The 16,941-nt window shown below is 65.2% G+C and carries 18 protein-coding genes and 1 pseudogene; 10 read left to right on the forward strand and 9 right to left on the reverse strand.

Annotated features, from left to right (window positions below; all coding sequences use genetic code 11):
- The first annotated feature begins 266 nt into the window (after positions 1-266).
- Positions 267-1,403: a helix-turn-helix transcriptional regulator gene (locus tag RJ05_RS18205; protein WP_036538793.1), complete on the forward strand. Its 1,137-nt coding sequence runs from the start codon at positions 267-269 to the stop codon at positions 1,401-1,403.
- 11 nt (positions 1,404-1,414) lie between these two features.
- Here RJ05_RS18205 and RJ05_RS18210 read toward each other — a convergent pair whose 3' ends face one another.
- Both RJ05_RS18210 and RJ05_RS30975 read right to left on the reverse strand, forming a co-directional pair.
- Positions 1,415-2,071, reverse strand: coding sequence for a chymotrypsin family serine protease (locus RJ05_RS18210; RefSeq protein WP_036538794.1), 657 nt, complete (start codon positions 2,069-2,071; stop codon positions 1,415-1,417).
- A gap of 95 nt (positions 2,072-2,166) precedes the next feature.
- The gene (locus RJ05_RS30975; protein WP_138445744.1) at positions 2,167-2,409 is read right to left on the reverse strand and encodes a hypothetical protein; all 243 of its coding nucleotides are present in this window, start codon (positions 2,407-2,409) and stop codon (positions 2,167-2,169) included.
- Between the two features lie 234 nt (positions 2,410-2,643).
- On the opposite strand from RJ05_RS30975, the gene RJ05_RS18220 reads away from it, so the two are divergent.
- The 3 genes from RJ05_RS18220 to RJ05_RS18230 all read left to right on the forward strand — a co-directional run bounded on the left by RJ05_RS18220 (position 2,644) and on the right by RJ05_RS18230 (position 6,429).
- Positions 2,644-4,257: an MFS transporter gene (locus RJ05_RS18220; protein ID WP_249040579.1), complete on the forward strand. Its 1,614-nt coding sequence runs from the start codon at positions 2,644-2,646 to the stop codon at positions 4,255-4,257.
- The gene (locus RJ05_RS18225) at positions 4,208-4,768 is read left to right on the forward strand and encodes a TetR/AcrR family transcriptional regulator (RefSeq protein WP_036538797.1); all 561 of its coding nucleotides are present in this window, start codon (positions 4,208-4,210) and stop codon (positions 4,766-4,768) included. Before RJ05_RS18220 ends, RJ05_RS18225 begins: the two co-directional genes overlap by 50 nt.
- Positions 4,769-4,884: 116 nt before the next feature.
- A complete protein-coding gene (locus tag RJ05_RS18230; RefSeq protein ID WP_036538799.1) occupies positions 4,885-6,429 on the forward strand; it encodes an acyl-CoA carboxylase subunit beta in 1,545 nt (514 codons plus the stop codon).
- A 44-nt stretch (positions 6,430-6,473) separates the two neighbouring features.
- Here RJ05_RS18230 and RJ05_RS18235 read toward each other — a convergent pair whose 3' ends face one another.
- The 3 genes from RJ05_RS18235 to RJ05_RS18245 form a co-directional block, all read right to left on the reverse strand.
- Positions 6,474-6,755 (reverse strand): SH3-like domain-containing protein, encoded by a 282-nt coding sequence (locus tag RJ05_RS18235; protein WP_228788966.1) that lies wholly within the window; start codon positions 6,753-6,755, stop codon positions 6,474-6,476.
- 86 nt (positions 6,756-6,841) lie between these two features.
- On the reverse strand, positions 6,842-7,543 hold the full coding sequence (gene scnC, locus RJ05_RS18240) for a thiocyanate hydrolase subunit gamma (protein WP_036538802.1): 702 nt from the start codon (positions 7,541-7,543) through the stop codon (positions 6,842-6,844).
- Between the two features lie 36 nt (positions 7,544-7,579).
- Positions 7,580-8,419 (reverse strand): SH3-like domain-containing protein, encoded by an 840-nt coding sequence (locus RJ05_RS18245; protein WP_036538803.1) that lies wholly within the window; start codon positions 8,417-8,419, stop codon positions 7,580-7,582.
- A 256-nt stretch (positions 8,420-8,675) separates the two neighbouring features.
- On the opposite strand from RJ05_RS18245, the gene RJ05_RS18250 reads away from it, so the two are divergent.
- Positions 8,676-9,128, forward strand: a complete 453-nt coding sequence (locus RJ05_RS18250) for a VOC family protein (protein WP_036538805.1) — start codon at positions 8,676-8,678, stop codon at positions 9,126-9,128.
- A gap of 71 nt (positions 9,129-9,199) precedes the next feature.
- Here the strand turns inward: RJ05_RS18250 and RJ05_RS18255 are convergent, their stop codons facing one another.
- Complete coding sequence (locus RJ05_RS18255; protein ID WP_051016694.1) at positions 9,200-10,114, reverse strand: D-alanyl-D-alanine carboxypeptidase family protein; 915 nt, start codon at positions 10,112-10,114, stop codon at positions 9,200-9,202.
- Positions 10,115-10,247: 133 nt separating this feature from the next.
- Between RJ05_RS18255 and RJ05_RS30065 the strand changes: the two genes are divergently transcribed.
- Entirely contained in the window at positions 10,248-10,676 is a 429-nt protein-coding gene (locus RJ05_RS30065) for an NUDIX hydrolase (RefSeq protein ID WP_085996234.1), read from the forward strand.
- A gap of 117 nt (positions 10,677-10,793) precedes the next feature.
- On the opposite strand, the pseudogene RJ05_RS30070 reads toward RJ05_RS30065, so the two are convergent.
- Positions 10,794-11,177 (reverse strand): annotated as a pseudogene (locus RJ05_RS30070) (transposase); the annotation flags it as partial.
- A gap of 195 nt (positions 11,178-11,372) precedes the next feature.
- Here RJ05_RS30070 and RJ05_RS18265 point away from each other — a divergent pair.
- Entirely contained in the window at positions 11,373-12,485 is a 1,113-nt protein-coding gene (locus RJ05_RS18265) for a hypothetical protein (protein ID WP_130917443.1), read from the forward strand.
- Positions 12,486-13,157: 672 nt separating this feature from the next.
- Entirely contained in the window at positions 13,158-13,721 is a 564-nt protein-coding gene (locus tag RJ05_RS30075; RefSeq protein ID WP_081597401.1) for an HD domain-containing protein, read from the forward strand.
- Here the strand turns inward: RJ05_RS30075 and RJ05_RS18270 are convergent.
- Both RJ05_RS18270 and RJ05_RS18275 read right to left on the reverse strand, forming a co-directional pair.
- Positions 13,697-14,179, reverse strand: a complete 483-nt coding sequence (locus RJ05_RS18270) for an NUDIX hydrolase (protein ID WP_036538810.1) — start codon at positions 14,177-14,179, stop codon at positions 13,697-13,699. The genes RJ05_RS30075 and RJ05_RS18270 overlap by 25 nt on opposite strands.
- 4 nt (positions 14,180-14,183) lie before the next feature.
- The gene (locus RJ05_RS18275; protein WP_036538811.1) at positions 14,184-14,918 is read right to left on the reverse strand and encodes a helix-turn-helix domain-containing protein; all 735 of its coding nucleotides are present in this window, start codon (positions 14,916-14,918) and stop codon (positions 14,184-14,186) included.
- 259 nt (positions 14,919-15,177) lie between these two features.
- Between RJ05_RS18275 and RJ05_RS18280 the strand changes: the two genes are divergently transcribed.
- Complete coding sequence (locus RJ05_RS18280; RefSeq protein WP_036538813.1) at positions 15,178-15,480, forward strand: hypothetical protein; 303 nt, start codon at positions 15,178-15,180, stop codon at positions 15,478-15,480.
- A 79-nt stretch (positions 15,481-15,559) separates the two neighbouring features.
- Positions 15,560-16,939, forward strand: coding sequence for a hypothetical protein (locus tag RJ05_RS18285; protein WP_036538892.1), 1,380 nt, complete (start codon positions 15,560-15,562; stop codon positions 16,937-16,939).
- The last annotated feature ends 2 nt before the right edge of the window (positions 16,940-16,941 follow it).

Genomic DNA, 16,941 nt, shown 5'->3' on the forward strand with positions numbered 1-16,941 from the left:
CAATTCTTCTCGAATGTCCGTTTCGGTACGCAGGAGAATATCGTCAGCGTTTTCGATACCGCCGGTCCGAATTGATCTCGTATCCGTCCACATGGCAGATACCCCGTCGATAGCGCTCCGAATCACTCTGGAAGTTGGTAGATTTCGACCGAGGGTGGTCCGGCGCCGTACCGCCGCGGGGGTTTCATCGTTGTGATTCGAGGATGTTTCTCGACTATGGCTGACAAAACGAATTCTCGGAAATCCACTTCGGCGGCGATGATCAGATGACCTCCGCCGTCACCGCTTTCTCCGGTCGCGGAGGAGCCACGACGTCGATCGCGCTCCAGCGATTCTCGGATCTGGTCACCGCGATCCACGACGCCGGCGCCGACCCGACCCGATGGGACAGCGCGCTCGGTGCGATGACCGCTGCTTTCGGCGCCATCCGCGGACTGCTCGTCATCCCGGAGCCGGCCGGCAGCGGATTCGTCGTCACCGCCGCGGGCGCCGAACTCACGCCGGGAATCCACGAGCACATCGTCCGCGCCGCTGACCGCATCCAGCAGCTGCCCTCCGGCGCGCCCGTCACCAGCGATGAAGTGCTACCTCCACGCGACGGCGGCGACGGTGGCCGCGCCGATCCGGACGGCCTGGCCAACAGTTTCCTCGCCCGCCTCGACAGTGCGGTACCGCCCGCCTGGATCTGCCTGACCATGCCCGCGCAGGTCGACACCGCCCGTCATTCGGCGGGCCGAGCGCTACTGAGCGTCCTGGTGCCGCACCTCGGGCGGGCATTGCGCAATCAGTCGACCTTGATCGAGCTGACCCGCGAACGCGCCGTCGCCCTCGCGACCCTCGAGAAGGCGCGATACGGGATCATGATCGTCACCGCGGACGCCGCGGTGATCTTCGCCAACTCCGCCGCCATGGATATCACCGGAGACAGCGACGGCCTGGCCGCCGACAGTTCCGGACGCCTGCGGGCCAGCCCGTCGGCCAATCACGCCCGATTGAGCAGGCTCATCCGCGAGGCCGCCGACCCCGACGGTTCCAGCGGCAATGTCGCGATCACTCGTCCGTCGGGCAGGCGGCCGCTGATCGTCCGCGTCACTCCGCTCGACGGAATGCCCGGCGCCCCCTCGCCCCGGCCGCGCGCGGTCTTGCTGCTGGTGGTGGATCCCGATCACGATCTGGAGCCGCAGCCGCGGGCCCTGCACGATCTGTACGGGCTCACCGAGGCCGAGACGATGGTCGCCATGGGAGTCATCCGCGGCGACGGATTGCCCGCCGTGGCCGATCAGCTCTCGGTGTCGCTGTTCACCGCGCGCACCCACCTACAGCACATCTTCGTCAAGACCGGCACGCACCGCCAGGCGGAGCTGGTGCGCCTGTTGTTGTCGAGCGCTATTGCCGCGCAGTGATTTCCGGCGGCTCACACCGGACGGAAACCGGTTCCCGATCCGCCGCGCATGGCGACGTCGTCGAGAATCCGGGTGAAATTGACACCCACATGCGGGCCGAGGCACGGAACGGATACATATCCGTTGACCAGAGCCACCAACGTCGTGCCGACGACCACGGGCCCTCCGGAATCACCGACGAGCACACAAATCTGCGTCAGCGTCCAGGTCGCGGTATCGAACACGTCCCCGTACACCAGTCCGCATGTCTGCCCGGTCGTGCGCCCTTGCTTGCACGCGATCGCCGGGAATTGCGCGGGCAGACCGACTTCGGTGATCGTGGTCGCGCCGACCCGGTTCACCGGAATCACTTTGTCCGCGTCGAAGCGGATCACGGCGTAGTCGAGCTCCTTGTTGACATAGTCGATGGTGCCGACCGGACCCGCTTCCGGATTCGATTCGGCGGAGACGCCGGCCCCCGGCTGGTTGCAGTGGCCCGCGGTGAAGCCGACCATCCGGCCGGTGTCGTCCCAGCCGAGGGTGGCGAGCGAACAGGTCGCTCCGTCGTCGAAGACGATGCCCGACCCACCGCCCAGTACTACCGGGGGCGCCGCCTGGGCGCTCCCGATCGTCGTGCCCGCCAGGCCGAGGATGGCGGCCGCGAGCACGAGAAGGAATCCGCCGAACATGGTTCTCCCAAAGGTGGTCGGCCGAAGATCGGGGGGCACTCCCGAACCGAGTACGAGAGTGCCCTCACGTCCCCTCGGTCCTGGCATCGGTCGGATCAGACGACACACACCGGGAAGAGGATCGGCACCGTGATCAGCACAATCCCGCAGGCGAGGAACGCGCCGGGGATGGTGATGAACGGTGACAGCACGGCCGGCTGGACTTCGACCGGAACCGGTGCGACTGGTGCGGGAGCGGGCTCCGCGGCCGGTGCCGCGCTCGCTACCCCTGCGCCCATCGCGATCAACGGCGCGCACGCCGCTGCTGCTATGGCAGAGCGAACCTTGGTGCTAGTCATGACATTTCCCTTACTGTCAGCATTCTTGGTCATGGCCGACCCGGGTCCCCGGGTTGCCACAACGTTCAGCACAGCACCGTCCGGGCGGAAAATCCTCACGCGAACAGATGAGATGGGTTCGCCGAGACCGAAAAAGTCACCGAGTCGGGAAATGACACAGGTTCACACTCGCCATGATATTTGAACGATGGTACAACTTGTACTACCGTTCAAATAACTACCTGGGAGGGTGCCGTGTCGCGAGTCGACATCCGAAGTACGGCCACGCGCGAGTGGGCGGGCCTTGGCCTGCTTGCGCTGCCGACGATGCTGCTCGGCCTCGATGTCACCGTGCTGTATCTGGTCCTGCCGAGAATGGCCGAGGCGCTGAATCCGTCTGCGACACAGACACTGTGGATCATGGGCGCCTACGGCTTCTTCATCGCCGGATTCCTGCTCACCATGGGAACCCTCGGCGATCGGATCGGGCGCAGGCGCCTGTTGGTGATCGGAACGACGGCTTTCGCGGCGGTATCGATCCTCGCCGCCTTCGCCCCGAACGCCGAACTGCTGATCGTGGCGCGCGCCCTGCTCGGAGTCGCCGGGGCGACGCTCATGCCCTCCACACTGTCGTTGATCTCCAATATCTTCCGCAACGCGCGGCGGCGCGCCGTCGCGATCGGCATCTGGGCGACGATGTTCGCGCTCGGCATGGCCGCCGGACCCGTGATCGGCGGCGCGCTCGTCGACACCTTCTGGTGGGGTGCGGCATTCCTGCTCGCCGTTCCCGTCGCCGCCATCGTGGTGGCCCTCGCGCCGATTCTGCTTCCCGAACATGCCGATCCACACGGCGGGCGGCTCGATCCGGTCAGCGTCGCGCTGTCGCTGGCCGCGATCCTTCCGGTGATCTACGCGGTCAAACACGCCGCCGCCCATCGGCCCGATCTCGGCACGGCGTTGCTCGCGCTCGCCGGCCTGGTGGCCGGAGCTGCTTTCGTGCGACGTCAACGGGGCCTGACCGCGCCGCTGCTGGACGTCACGCTCTTCGCGAACCGGGCATTCTCCGCGGCGCTGGGTGTGCTGCTGATCGGATTGATCGGCGTCGGCGGAACGATGTACCTGGTCACCCAGTATCTCCAGCTCGTCGAAGGCATGACGCCGTTCACCGCCGGGTTGTGGATGGGGCCGCCTGCGCTGGCGATGTTCGCCGCGGCGATCGGAGCGCCACTCCTGGCGCGTCGGATACGACCCGGACTGCTGATGGCGGCCACACTCGGCCTGTCGGTGATCGGCTACGCACTGCTGACCGTCGCGGGCACCGGAGATACCGTGCTGGTGGTCGCCGGATTCGCCTTCGTTTACCTCGGACTCGGTGCGATCGCCGCCCTCGGCACCGATATGGTCGTCGGCGCCACCCCGGCCGCCCAGTCCGGTTCGGCCGCGGCCATGTCGGAGACGGTCCAAGAACTCGGCCTCGCTGTGGGAGTCGCGGTCCTCGGCAGTCTCACCACCGCGCTCTACACCGCCCGCATGACCGCGCCCGCGAATCTCACAGCGGCGGTCGACGGCCGTGTCACCGACAGTCTGGCCGGGGCGCTCTCGGTCGCCGATCAGGTTCCGGCCGAGACGGTGCAGGCAGCGCGGGAGGTGTTCACCAGCGGCGTCAATGTCGCCGCCGCCGTCGCCGGTGTCGCCATCGTGGCGGCGACCGTAGTCTGTCTGGCGACCTTGGGGCACCTCCGTCCGCTCGGCGGCGATCATGACGACGACGCCGCCGAGGCGATGTGCCCGACCGGCCCGGAGCCCGCAGGAGGGGAGCATGGACACCGCGAGCGAGCCGATCGACGGGCGCAGGGCCAGGGGCAGTAGGCGGCGCGCCGAGATCATCGAAGCCACCCTCGCCGTCGTCACCCGCGACGGGGCCGCCGGCGTCACTCACCGCACCGTCGCCAAAGAGGCAGGCATCACCACCAGCCTCAGCACCTACTACTTCGCCACCCTCGACGACCTGCTGGTCGCGGCCCTGTCCTCGGTCGCCGACACCTACACCGCGCGCATCCGCGAGATCATGGACGCCCCCGGCGACAAGCTTCGCGGGCTGGCCGAGCTGATCGTCGAATCCGCGGGCCCCGCCCGAGAGCGAGCGCTCGCCGAACGCGAGCTGTCCACCCTCGCCGCCCGCCGCCCCGCACTCGCGCCGGTCGCCTTGCGCTGGCGAACCGACGTCGCCGAGCTCGCCGCCACCCTCACCGACGACCCCGACGCGATCGCGGCCGTCGTCGCCGCCACCGACGGACTGTGCACGGCCCTGCTGCTCGACAATGCTCCCGCCGACCCCGACTACGTCCACCGCATCCTGCATCGCGCACTGGCGCGATGAGCGTCGCCCGGCAGCTCACACGCCTGGGAACCCCGATGCCCGGCGCCGCCGGGTACGGTGTCAAAGCCCCCGATCACGGTGCGGTGTTCCTGCTGAATAAAACTGGATGATTATCGATGAGTACTACCGCCGACAAACTTGCCGATCTGCGTAAGAAGCTCGAGATCGCGCAGGAACCGGCCGGCGAGGCGGGGGCCGCCAAACGCGCACGTAAGGGCATTCCGTCGGCCCGCGACCGCATCGACATGCTGCTGGATCCGGGCACCTTCGTCGAGCTCGGTGCACTCGTGCGCAACCCCAATGACAAGGACGCCCTCTACGGCGACGGCGTGGTCACCGGACGCGGCCTGGTCGACGGCCGGCCGGTCGCGGTGTTCTCCCATGACCAGACCGTGTATGGCGGCACGATCGGCGAGATGTTCGGCCGCAAGGTCGCCGCGATCATGGAGCTGGCGGGCAAGATGGGCTGCCCGCTGGTCGGCATCAACGACTCCGGCGGCGCGCGCGTCCAGGAGGCCGTCACCTCGCTGCGCTGGTACGGCGAGCTGGCGACCAAGATGGAACCGCTCTCGGGTGCGGTGCCGATGGTCTCGCTCATCCTCGGCAACTGCGCGGCCGGCGCGGTGTATCAGCCGATCTGCACCGACGTCGTGGTCGCCACCGAGAGCGCGCACATGTTCGTCACCGGCCCCAAGATCATCGAGGACGCCATCGGCGAAAAGGTCGACATGGAGGAGCTGGGCGGCGCCTACAACCAGGCCGCCTACGGCAATATCCACCACGTCGCCAAGGATGAGGCGGCCGCCTTCGCGTGGGTCCGCAACTACCTGAGCTACTTGCCGTCGAGCGCGGTCGAGCAGCCGCCGATCGTGAACCCCGGCCTCGAGCCCGAGATCACCGAATCCGACCTGTCGCTGAACACGCTCGTCCCCGACTCCGACAACGCCGTCTACGACATGCACGACGTGCTGGTGCGGATCTTCGACGACGGCGAATTCCACGAAATCGGCGCGGCCGCAACGAAGAACCTCATCACCGGTTTCGCCCGCGTCGACGGCCGCCCGGTCGGCGTTGTCGCCAACCAGCCGACCGTGCTCGCCGGCGCCCTCGACGCCAAGGCCAGCGACAAAGCCGCGCATTTCATCCACATCTGCAACGCCTTCGAGATCCCGCTGGTGCTGGTGGTCGACACTCCCGGATTCCTGCCCGGTGTGGAACAGGAGAAGGTCGGCGTCATCAAGCGCGGCGGCCGCTTCCTGTTCGCGTACGTGGAGGCCACCGTCCCCAAGGTGACGGTGGTGGTCCGCAAGGCCTACGGCGGTGGCTGGGCGGTGATGGGCGCCAAGGCGCTCGGCTGCGACGTCTACCTGGCCTGGCCCACCGCCCGCATCGCGGTCATGGGCGCCGAGAGCGCCGTCGGCCTGACCCAGCGCAAGATCCTCGACGCCACCCCCGACGATCAGCGCGCCGCGGTCCGTCAGCAGATGATCGACTTCTACAACGCCACCATCGCCACCCCGTGGATCGCCGCCGAACGCGGCTATATCGATGCGGTCATCGAGCCGTCGGCGACGCGCCTGGAGCTGCGTAAGGCGCTGCATCTGCTGCGGGACAAGCAGGTCATCCGGTACCCGCGCAAGCATCACCTGCTGCCGCTGTGACCGTCGATCCGCCGGTGCCCATTCGGTGATGTGGCACCGGCGGATCAGGCTTCGAGCCTGGCCCGCACGGCGTCGAGGCGCTGCTGGAGTTCGGCCTCGTCGATGACGCCGCGGGCGACCAGGGTGTGTGCCAGCGCGACGAGCTGGTTTTCCGGGTAGGGCAGGTCGGCGTAGAGGGTCGCGGTGAGCCGGTCCTCGTCGGCACGGCGTTGCTCGAGGTGCGGTACCGGCGGTGTGCCCGCGGCGCGATCGAGCGCATCGCACATGCCGTCCAGGCTCGTCTTCCACGGGGGAACCAGATTGGTGACGCCGTACTCGGCCGCCATCCGCGGCCATACCTGGTTGCGCGCCACGATCTTTCGCAACGGCGCGATCTCGGGCTCGTCTACCGCACTCACGCTGGGGTCTCCCCTCAGTCCACCGGATGGATCCCCGGCCGGGTTTCGGTGATGACATTGCTGGTGACGCCGGGCTTGGGCAGCGCAACGCCGATCAGGCAATCGCGGGTGACGATCTCGGCGAGCCGATCCTCATCCCATCCGTCGGCGCCTTCCGGGCGCACCGGCATCACCATGAAGCGGTGCTTCTGGTTGGAATCCTGCACTCGAATGGCCACATCGTCGCCCAGGTACAGCCCGAACTCGGCGAGAACCTGGCGTGGCCAGCGCACCATGCGCCGGCGATAATTCGGGGTGCGATACCACTCGGGCGAATTGCCGAGAATCGGTCGTGGATAGCACGAGCACAGGGCGCAGACGATCACGTGGTGCAGGGTCGGAGTGTCTTCGAGAAGCTCGAATGCGGTGAAATCACTGGGTGTTCCGAATCCGGTGGGTTCGAGCCAATCCACCCCGACTTCCTTGCTCGCCGTCATCGGCTCGGTGAGGGCGAGGTTCTTGAAGTCCGGATCGAGCCAGGCGCGGGCGACGAGGTGCGCGGCCGGAGTCGGGCCGATCTGCTCGGCGAACTCGGTGAAGCGCCGATGCTCCTCGGCGGTGAAAATGCCCTTCTCGATACATAATTCGCGCAGCGCGATCTCCAGGACTTCGAAGTCGGTGACTTCGTCCACCATCGGCGCCACGGTGCGGTCGTGCTCGTGGTCGTGGTCGGACATGGAATCCCTTTCTGGCGGGGAGCCGAAACGAGTCACCTACGCCGCGTGCTTCAGCCAGCGTTCGGGGAGTTCGGTCTGCAAGGTGTCGTTCGCCGTACCGGTGTAGCCGTCCCACAGTTCGGAAAGGTCGAATCGAACGACGTAGAACCATTCGGGTTTCGCGTCCGGGCGGTCCCACGTCTCGTCCTCGGCGGCCGGGCTTTCGTAGGCGACCGAAGCGATCTCTCCGGTGGCGCCGCGGACGTATTCCGGAGTGCGCGTATACAGCAGCGCAGGCATATCGCGCACGGTCACGGCATCACCGACTCGGAAGCCGGGTTCTCCCGCCCGACCCGCGAACACCTGCGGATCCCCCTTGCCGACGGCACGAATGTGGTGCTCGTTGCGTACGACCTGCGCCCCGTCCCCTTCGAACTTCGGCTGCGCCGCCAACGCCTTCCCGGCGAGCCCGCCGTCATACCGCGCCCGAACCTCCTCCATCCGCTCACTCAACTCACCGAGCGCGATGTGGTGCTTCTCCACGAGAACCCGCGCGACAGCAAGCAGCCAGCGCCCGTAATACGGAAGCCCCAGGTAGATGGCCCGACCGACGTCCACGTTGCCCATCCGGCGCCGCTCCTCCGACAGCCAGATCCCCCGCCAGGCCAGCACCTCACAGATCACATAGGTGTTGTGCTCCCACACCTCGTACTGCTTGTTCTCGAACTTCATCGGCGCGTCCGGTTCACCACCGACGTCGTGCACGGTCTTCAGATACGCCTTCAGGCGTTTGTGGTCGAGCAGATCCGGTGTCGGCGCATCGGGAAGTTCGGGATAGGCGGAGTGGAGCCTGGCCACCAAATCCAGCTGAGCGGCCCGCTCCGCGGCGGTACTCATGAAGGCTCCCTTCACAGCGGCCTGGTCGACTACTGGACAGCACACCTCACAGATCGAATGTATGCCTCATCGTTGCTGGTGGGTAGCATTCCGGCGGATTTTCGCGCGACTCGGCGGCACACTGTTTCCCAGTGACGTGGCGGCTGCGTCGCGCATCGGCGTCACGGACCACGTTTGGACCGGACATGCGGAGAAATGCCCACCGTAAGCGAGCTCGACCGATACCCCGGTCGCGCACCGGCGCAGAGGAGCAGCCATGCCGAGTACAGATGACTGGCCCGTACCGACGAGCGGGCTGCTCGTCACCCATTTCCTCACGGTGCGCGACGTGGCGGTCTCTCGGCAGTTCTACGCCGACATCTTCGGCGGCGAGGTGGTGCTCGAGGAGAACCCGGCCATCGTCAAGGTGGCCAACAGCTGGATCATCATGAACCCCGGCGGTGGGCCCACCCCCGATAAACCGGACATCACCCTGACGCCGCCCGAGCCCGGCGACCCGGTATCGGCCTTCCTCAACGTCCGCGTCGCCGACATCGCCGAGTTCCATGCCGCCGCCACCGCCAAGGGAGCGCGCTTCATGACCGACCCCATCGACCGCAAGGCCGAACTCCGCTGCTACCTGCGGGACCCGGACGGGTACCTCATCGAGATCGGCCAGGCGACCGGGATGCTGCGCGGCATCTTCGCGGATCGTCCCGGGTCGACCTGAGCCGAATCCCGCCTCAGCCCATCGTCTCGCGGGCCGTTATTCACCCCAGGTACCAGCCCGCAACATGTAACTCAGCCGGCCGACATGGAACTGAGGACCGGCAGGAATCCCCAGTTCATGATGCGTTCGGCATCGGCAGTAGCGGCATCCAGATCGAACGGCGCGCTGTGCAGCACCACCCCGATCAACCGCTGCGCACCCCGCTGCGCCTCGAACAACAAGCAGGTCCCCGCCGCATTGGTGGAGCCGGTCTTGATACCCGTGGTCCCCGGATACCGATGCAAGAGGTCGTTCGTGTTCTCCCAGACATGCGCCCGGTTCGCCGGCCCACCGGGCTGATGATGGACCCGAGTCCCCACGATCTGCCGGAAAACCGGATTGCCCATGGCGTGATGCCCCATCCGCACCATGTCAGCGGGCGTGGAATAGGTGGAGTAATCGCCCGGAACGGGCAGCCCACTGGGATCGGTGAAGTGCGTGTTCCCCATCCCCAGCCGATGCGCCATCGCGTTCATCTTCCCGATGAACGCCTCCCGCCCCGGCCCGAACGCCTCCGCCAGCGCATACGCCGCATCACACCCCGAAGGCAACATCATCGCGTACAACAACTGCCGAGCCGTGAGCACCTCACCGGCCACCAGCCCCGCCGAACTCCCCCCATGCGCCGCCGACGCATCGATCGCCGCCTGCGGCACCGTCACCGCTCGCTCCAAATCCCCCGCCTCCAACACCACCAACGCCGTCATCACCTTGGTGAGACTGGCCACCGGAACCCGCGTGTGCGCCTCCCGCGACCACACGATCAACCCGGTATTCCCCTCCGCCAACGCCGCCCCGCGCGCTTGAATCCCATCGGGTTGCAGAGCCACCGGAAACGGAGCCTGATCATTCGAGCCGCCGACCACCGGGGCCGCCGCGACAGTAGGCGCGAAAACGACGAGCACCGCGGCGATCGCCGCCGGCAGCGCACGGGTATAGGTTCGCATCGGGCTATTGTGCAGTCGAGATGTTCCCAATAGTGGGATTTCGCGTCGTTGCACGGGCGCGTCATCGCTGGTCCGGGCGATATCTCCGCAAGAAGGTCCGCCGACCGGAACCCCACTCGGGCACGATGCCACAGTGCACCATCCGAGAATCCGCGTAGCCGCCTACGTCATCAGATACCGCACAACCCCTCAACTCCTCGTCTTCGATCACGTCGGCCTCCCCGAAGCAGGAACCCAGATCCCTGCGGGAGGCGTACACCCTGGAGAAGCCCTCGACACAGCGGTCCTCCGCGAAGTAGCCGAAGAAACCGGCCTGACCAACGTCTCCATAGCCGACCGAATCGCCGTAGACGACCACCCCCACCCCCTCACCAACCTCCCCCGCCGAACAACCTTCTACCACCTGCACGCCGAACCCGACACAGCCGACGCCTGGCTCCACCAAGTCGACGGCGAAGGAGCCGACCACGGCCTCACATTCGCCTGCCGCTTCGTACCACTGCCGCTGGAAGAACCGTTGGCCGACAACCAGGATCGCTGGTTGCCTCTGCTCTCGGGGTGATCATTACCTCGACACCACAGTCACCGTCCGCGAGGCCAACGACCTCACCACCGCCCTGGCCCCGCTGTTCCACTCCAATTCAACAATTTGGTGATTCCGGCAGTTTCTCTCAGTAGGTTCGGGCGTCGGGCCAACGGGCGGCAAGGTGATCGCGAACGCGTTGACCGCAGGCTTCCACCGCATCCTCTATCATTCCCGACCGGCACCGGTCAGATCGAGCGAACGAGGAACCCGATACAAGCATTAAGGGCGGCCTGCTCGGTGGGGAACGTCCTCTGGCCTTGATCGGACGCCGGTAGCGGGGGTAATCAACGACTCGATCGCATTCGTCGAGCAGATCACCCGCCTAATCTCGAAATCGTAGTCCAGGAACACAATGAACTCCTCCCACGCGTTGTTCCAGCGGCACACGATCGCCCCGCATCTGGTGCCCCACCGCTCGGTCAGCTCGTCGAGCGCAGCCCGAGCGGCCGCAGCGTTTACCGCGGTGTAGTTCGGCCGGTTGGCGACCTGGCCATCCCGGATCTGTTGCGAACCGACTGCGGACTGCGTCGCTGGCGACGGGCTATGGCGCGGCCCTCAGGTAGGCCCGCGGACTGGCTCGTTCGACTCCTTCGGCTCGTGTCGGTGGCGTCGGTCATACTCGCTTGGGTCTCGGACGATGGGTACCGGGTGTTCTGTGTAAGGGAGCACAGTTTGGCCAACAGCGCGTTGTTGATATCGGGGGTTCCGTTGGACGTGCCGATCCTCACCAGGCGGGGTTGGGTCATGTATGACCAGATCCTTCCCGGTGATGAGACACCCGGTCTCAACATCGAGACGGACCGCACCGAATGGACCGGGATCACAGACATCAATACCTACGACAACGAGGAGGTCGTAGAGAGCACCAGCATGTCCTGGTCGGTGTGCAGCACCCCTGGCCACCGTTGGATTCGTTGGAATCACGCGAGTGGGACGTACTCGAAGGTAACCACTGCGGGCACCACACGCGGCATCTCATGGCAAGCATCTGCCCAAATGGCTGCCGGGCCCGGACTTGATCTCACTGAGAACGAGGCCGAATTGATGGGTTGGCTGCTCACAGACGGCAGCCAGTGGGAAGGCGGGGCCATCTGCGCGTTCGAGGGCTGCACCAATCCGGCGCGCGCCAGAGGGTTATGCGGCTCCCATTCACGCCAACTCAAGCGGTGCCAGGAGTTGCACCCGTTGCGGGCTTGCTACCCGCGTGGCGCAGTCGCGGACTTCTCCTTGTTCGTCTGGCAGACGAAGCCAGCCGGCGTTCAACGGCTAGCCGAGGTCCTGGGTGAGCATGGCCGCTGGAACGGCAAAGGCTATCGGATCATCGATTCCTATGCCCGCGACCTGCTTCGTCGCGCCCGGATCGAGCATGTGAAGAGTGCCCCTCAACTCCTGGAAATGATCAACGAGATGTCCGCAGTGCAGCGTGAAGCAACACTACGAGGCGTCATCAACGGTGATGGGACGCGGGTAGTCGGCCGCAAATCGGAACACATACGTATCTACCAGGATGATGGCCCTTTGGTGGATGTCATTGCAATCCTCGGCTACTTCTGCGGTTACCGGCCAAGCGTTCTCAAGCGAGAGGTCGAGGGGTTTCCGGGTTACGAAAGCAAAGGCGTGCACCTGAAGATCACTCTGTGTCGCCCAAGGGCGTCCCCCGGGCGCCAACCCATGCGTTCCCTTGGGCCAATGAGGGTGTGGTGCCCGACTACCGAATTAGGGAGCTGGACAGCACGCTTCGGGAAGAATCCAGTGCTCACTGCTCACACCGACGGTAGTGGATGATGCTGGACTGTCTACCCTTCGACAAAGTGACTACGCATGGCCTGATGGGTGGTGGTCTGCGCCTACTGGGCTGGCTTCCCCTTGCCCCATAGGGCCTGCCTTTCTTGCGTAGAGGCTCCAAGGTCGAGGGTGGCGTAGCACATTGCGTAGTGACGCCAGAGCCACCCTTGACGCTAGACGAAAGCGGGCACACCATTCAGCAAGGCCACGCAGCCGCAGGTCGCGCAAGTCGTCTCGGCACATCGTGGCGATCTACCATCCCTTCATGCCGACTGAGATACCGCCTTGATCGTTGGAGATAGCTTTGTCGCGAGCCACCGAATCGGACCACAGCCGGTTGACCGGGCAGTGCGTCGGCTGAGGCGTGGGCGGCCGCGGGAGATAGGTCGAGTAAGGCTATCGTCGTGCGCCCACACTTCTCAGTTATCGAAACCTCGGCAATCTCGAATCGGTGGGTGTCGGCGCCCGGCTCGAACGGGCTGCTACCCCCTCCGAAACGGGCGCATTCATCCGGTGGCCAGTGCGCCTTGGGCGAGGATGTTCGCAACATTAGCCGCCGATCCACGCGACGAACAAACATGTTTTCACGTGGCCGTGGCAGCACTGGCCTGCCTCGGTCCGTCAGTCAACTGAAGCCCGAAGGCATCGAGTGCGGTTCTCGTAGTCCAACCGATGCTTCAGAGAGCGGCGAGGCGTACCATCGCGGCCGTGGATCGGGCTGTGGTTGACCTGTTGGCTCCGCTGACTGAATCGCGTCGGGCTCACTCAGTCGCGGTGGGACGTCGGATGGAATCCGTAGTGCACCTGCTGCCGGCCAACATTCGTAGGGATGCGGTTATGGCTGCCTACCTGCATGACGTTGGCTACGGGCATCCTGACCTGGGTTTTCATCCCATAGATGGTGCCCGGTTGCTGCGATCGCTCGGGTATTCGCCGGTTGTATGCCATATGGTCGCGTTTCACACAGCAGCGGAGGTCGAGGCGGAAGTGCGAGGTCTCGACGCCGGAATATTCGACGAGTTCTACCTCTCGGGTGTAGCTGGGCTCGAGAAGGCCGATGATTTCCTGTGGTGGTCAGACCTATCGACAGGCCCGAACGGGGGCGATTTCACGGTCGACGAGCGGCTGGCTGAGATTTCGAGTCGCTACGAACCGGGCAACGTCGTTCACACTGCGATCACTAAAGCGGAGCCGAGACTGCGAGCAGCTGCTCAGCGCGCATCGGGATCGATATAAGGCTCACTCTCGTTCAGCGCCCAGTCGATGCGCTTCCGTTGGCTGCGGTCCATCGTCAAGTCGGGGATCTGCTCGACCGGCACCCACTCGACGCGTGTGCTCTCGCTGCTCGTTATGGGTTGGCCACCGATCGCCTCACCGCGATACACAACGGTGAATTCCTGACGGACCTCGTCGTTGCTCGTGTAGTGGATGACGTGGGTCGGATCGGTGAAGATGCCGACAATGCCGGTTAATCGGATATCCACTCCCGTCTCTTCTCGAGTCTCGCGAACAGCGGTGCGACTGAGGGATTCGCCTGGGTCATGGGCGCCTCCCGGCATCGACCAGTTGCCGTTGTCGGACCTGCAGATCAGTAGGACTTCCCCGCCTTTCCGGACGAATGCGGCTGCGCTCGGGCGGACACTGTTCGCGGCCGGTGCGTGGGGGTCTTGGTGGTAGTCGATGCGCCGTCCCATGAGGTCAGGTTACGGTGCGACCTGTCTTCCAGACAGCCTCGAACGAATCCATGTAGTGGGCGAAGAGACGTCCGCCGGGGACTTTCTGGAGGTGCTGAACCGGAGATTTCGACGCGTACGCACCGTAGCTGTGGGTGTTGACCAGCAGCGAGTCGCCGAATCGGTAGATGCTGTTGTACAGCGTGGTGCGATGCGTCCGGATATCTACCATCGGCAGGTCCATCGTTTCCCGAAGATACTCCAGCGTCGACTCACACCGCTTCGCCAGCGAGGGCAAGCCTTCTTCACGCCCCCGTGCTACGACCTCCGGTGCGTCACTTTCGCCCACGAGGATCCGCACCTGTACACCAGCACCCGCCTTGGCACGGACGACGTTCACGAAGTCCAGCGACTCGACCAGAAACCCTCCTGCATAGACCAAGACGTCGATGTGGTCGCCGGCTTGCTTCATGAGCGAGCGCCATACCTCGTGCGGCACTTCGGGCCGGGTCGGCCAAATCTGCACCAGCTCCGAGAGAGACGCAGCCGCGGACCTACGGCCGGCCAACAACTCCGGCCAGAGGTAGGTTTCGTCGCAGTCGAGGACCCGGGCTGCCTTCAGGCGGAGACCGGGGTGTGGACACCGGCCCTGGGTGATCCACCGCTCGACGGTTTTCGTGCTGACGCCAAGCCGCTCTGCCAGAGCATGTTTCGTCAGGTTCGCGCTGGCCATTGCGCCCCGCAGCCGCTCGTTCGTCATGGCTCGGTTTTAGCCGAAAAGTGTCCCTATGTGTCCCAAATCTTGGGTTATTTCGTCCCTGTATGTCGCGGGAGCCTTGTCATACCGGATGCCAGTTCCGTCTTTGGCTCAACTAATCCACACCGAGACAAGGGGTTTCAGTGCTTGCCCTTCTGGATCAGATCGCTGGACGACACGAACTACACAACACCCGCCCGACAACTCCCGTCAGGGCCAACCTCCCGGACCGTAGCCACGCGCAGCCGAGCCAGGCGGCGCCATGAACCACTCGATCGCGTTCGGCTGGATCGACTACGACATCAGCCGTGCACCCGAATGGGATCGCGCCCAAATACACCGCCTCGCCCGTCACATCGGATACCGCCTCGTGTGGCCCGACGAACGGTCGGTGCTCCGGGTGGCCGACCAGGTACGCAGCGCTGGGGTCGACCTGGTGATCCTGCCGGCACCCGACCACTTGAGCCCGCTCGAACTCAACGCGGTAATGGACGTGGCCGACGTGGAAACAGTGGTACCCCGACTCAGCTTCGCCCGCTGGGCGTTCGCAAAGGTGAGTCCATGAGCGCCACGGTGGCGATCGGTTTCGCCATCGCGATCGGGCTACCACTGCTGGTGATCGCGGCATCGATCTGGTGGCCGTGATGATCGGAGCACCGAACCGCTTCGCGCATGTGCACAAGTCGGCTGCGACCTATCTCGACGTCGCCGCCAACGACCACGGCGACGAGAAGGGACTACTCGTATACCGGGCGTTGCAACGCGTCGAATCGCCTGAACCGCATCTCGTCGAGATCGGTCCGGGTGGCGGCGCTGCCGTCGACTACCTCGCGACGCGGGCAGCCGAGGAGCCACGCCCTGTACAACTCACACTGGTGGAGGCACCCGGCGTCTCCTCGACCTCGCTCACGGACGCGATCGGGCGGTTCAACGCGGTCGGGTCGTGCGTGCTGGTGCACGGATGGGCTCAGGACATCGGGCGACTGTTGCGCGAACCGGTCGACGTGATCAGCGCGTCCGCCCTGATGCACGAGGTCTACTCCTACGGTGGCGCCTACTCCGGACTGCACACCTTGATGCGGACCCTGCCGACCGTGCTCCACCCGTACGGTTACTTCGTCTACCGCGACGTCTACGCCGTCGCCGCGCCGAGCCTGCACGAGCGGGTCGTGCAGTCCTACAGCTCACAATCCTGGTTGCAGTTCTGGCGCATGTTCGTCCCGCACTACCTGCGGGAAGGCACCCATCCCTATCACCATCACGACGACGAGGTCGTCGCCCGGCAGAACTCGCGCATTGTGCCCGTAGGCGAACTGGACACCCGGGTGTGCGCGGTAATCGAAGCGCCGGTCGGGCTGTTCCGCGAGGTACAACGGCACTACATCACCTGCCGCGACCATGTCTGGCGTTCCGGGATCCTCGGGTTTCGGCCGGTTCTCGACGGACCACTGTCCGGAGACTGGATCGACTTCCGGACCGGCCACAAACGAGTGCACTACACCCTGACGGAATCCGATCGCATGCCGGCGATACAACGGGCGAACATCCTCGCGGTGAGTGAACCGTTCGACGATCATCACGTGATCGACGGAGATATCTTCGACGCCGTCAGCGACGTAGCCCTGATGGCCTTCATGTCCGCAGCCGAACAGGGCACCGACGACTGTGTCCTAACCTGGAATTCGTGGCTGACCCGAGAAGGCCGCGAAACCTACGCCTACCTCACCGTCGACGAGCTGCTTTCCGCGTTCGCCGTGCACTCGATCAACGCCCATCCCACCCAAGACCGGGTCCTGATGCCGGTCTCGACCGATGATGTGTTCACCCGCGACCGGCGCTACTACAACCGATTCCTCACCCACCGCCTATCGAACCCGCTCGTCGACGCGAAGCAGATGGTGCTGTTCCAGAACATCCCGCTCAGCGACACCGAAACCCTGCAACGCGCTCTCGGCACCCTGCAAACGATCTGCTCGAAACCGACACTTGCTCGGTTGCACACGGCAATTCACTGGAAAGGATGATC

Origin of the sequence: Nocardia cyriacigeorgica NBRC 100375, from assembly GCF_000308555.1 — a bacterium.
GTDB classification, from domain to species: domain Bacteria; phylum Actinomycetota; class Actinomycetes; order Mycobacteriales; family Mycobacteriaceae; genus Nocardia; species Nocardia cyriacigeorgica.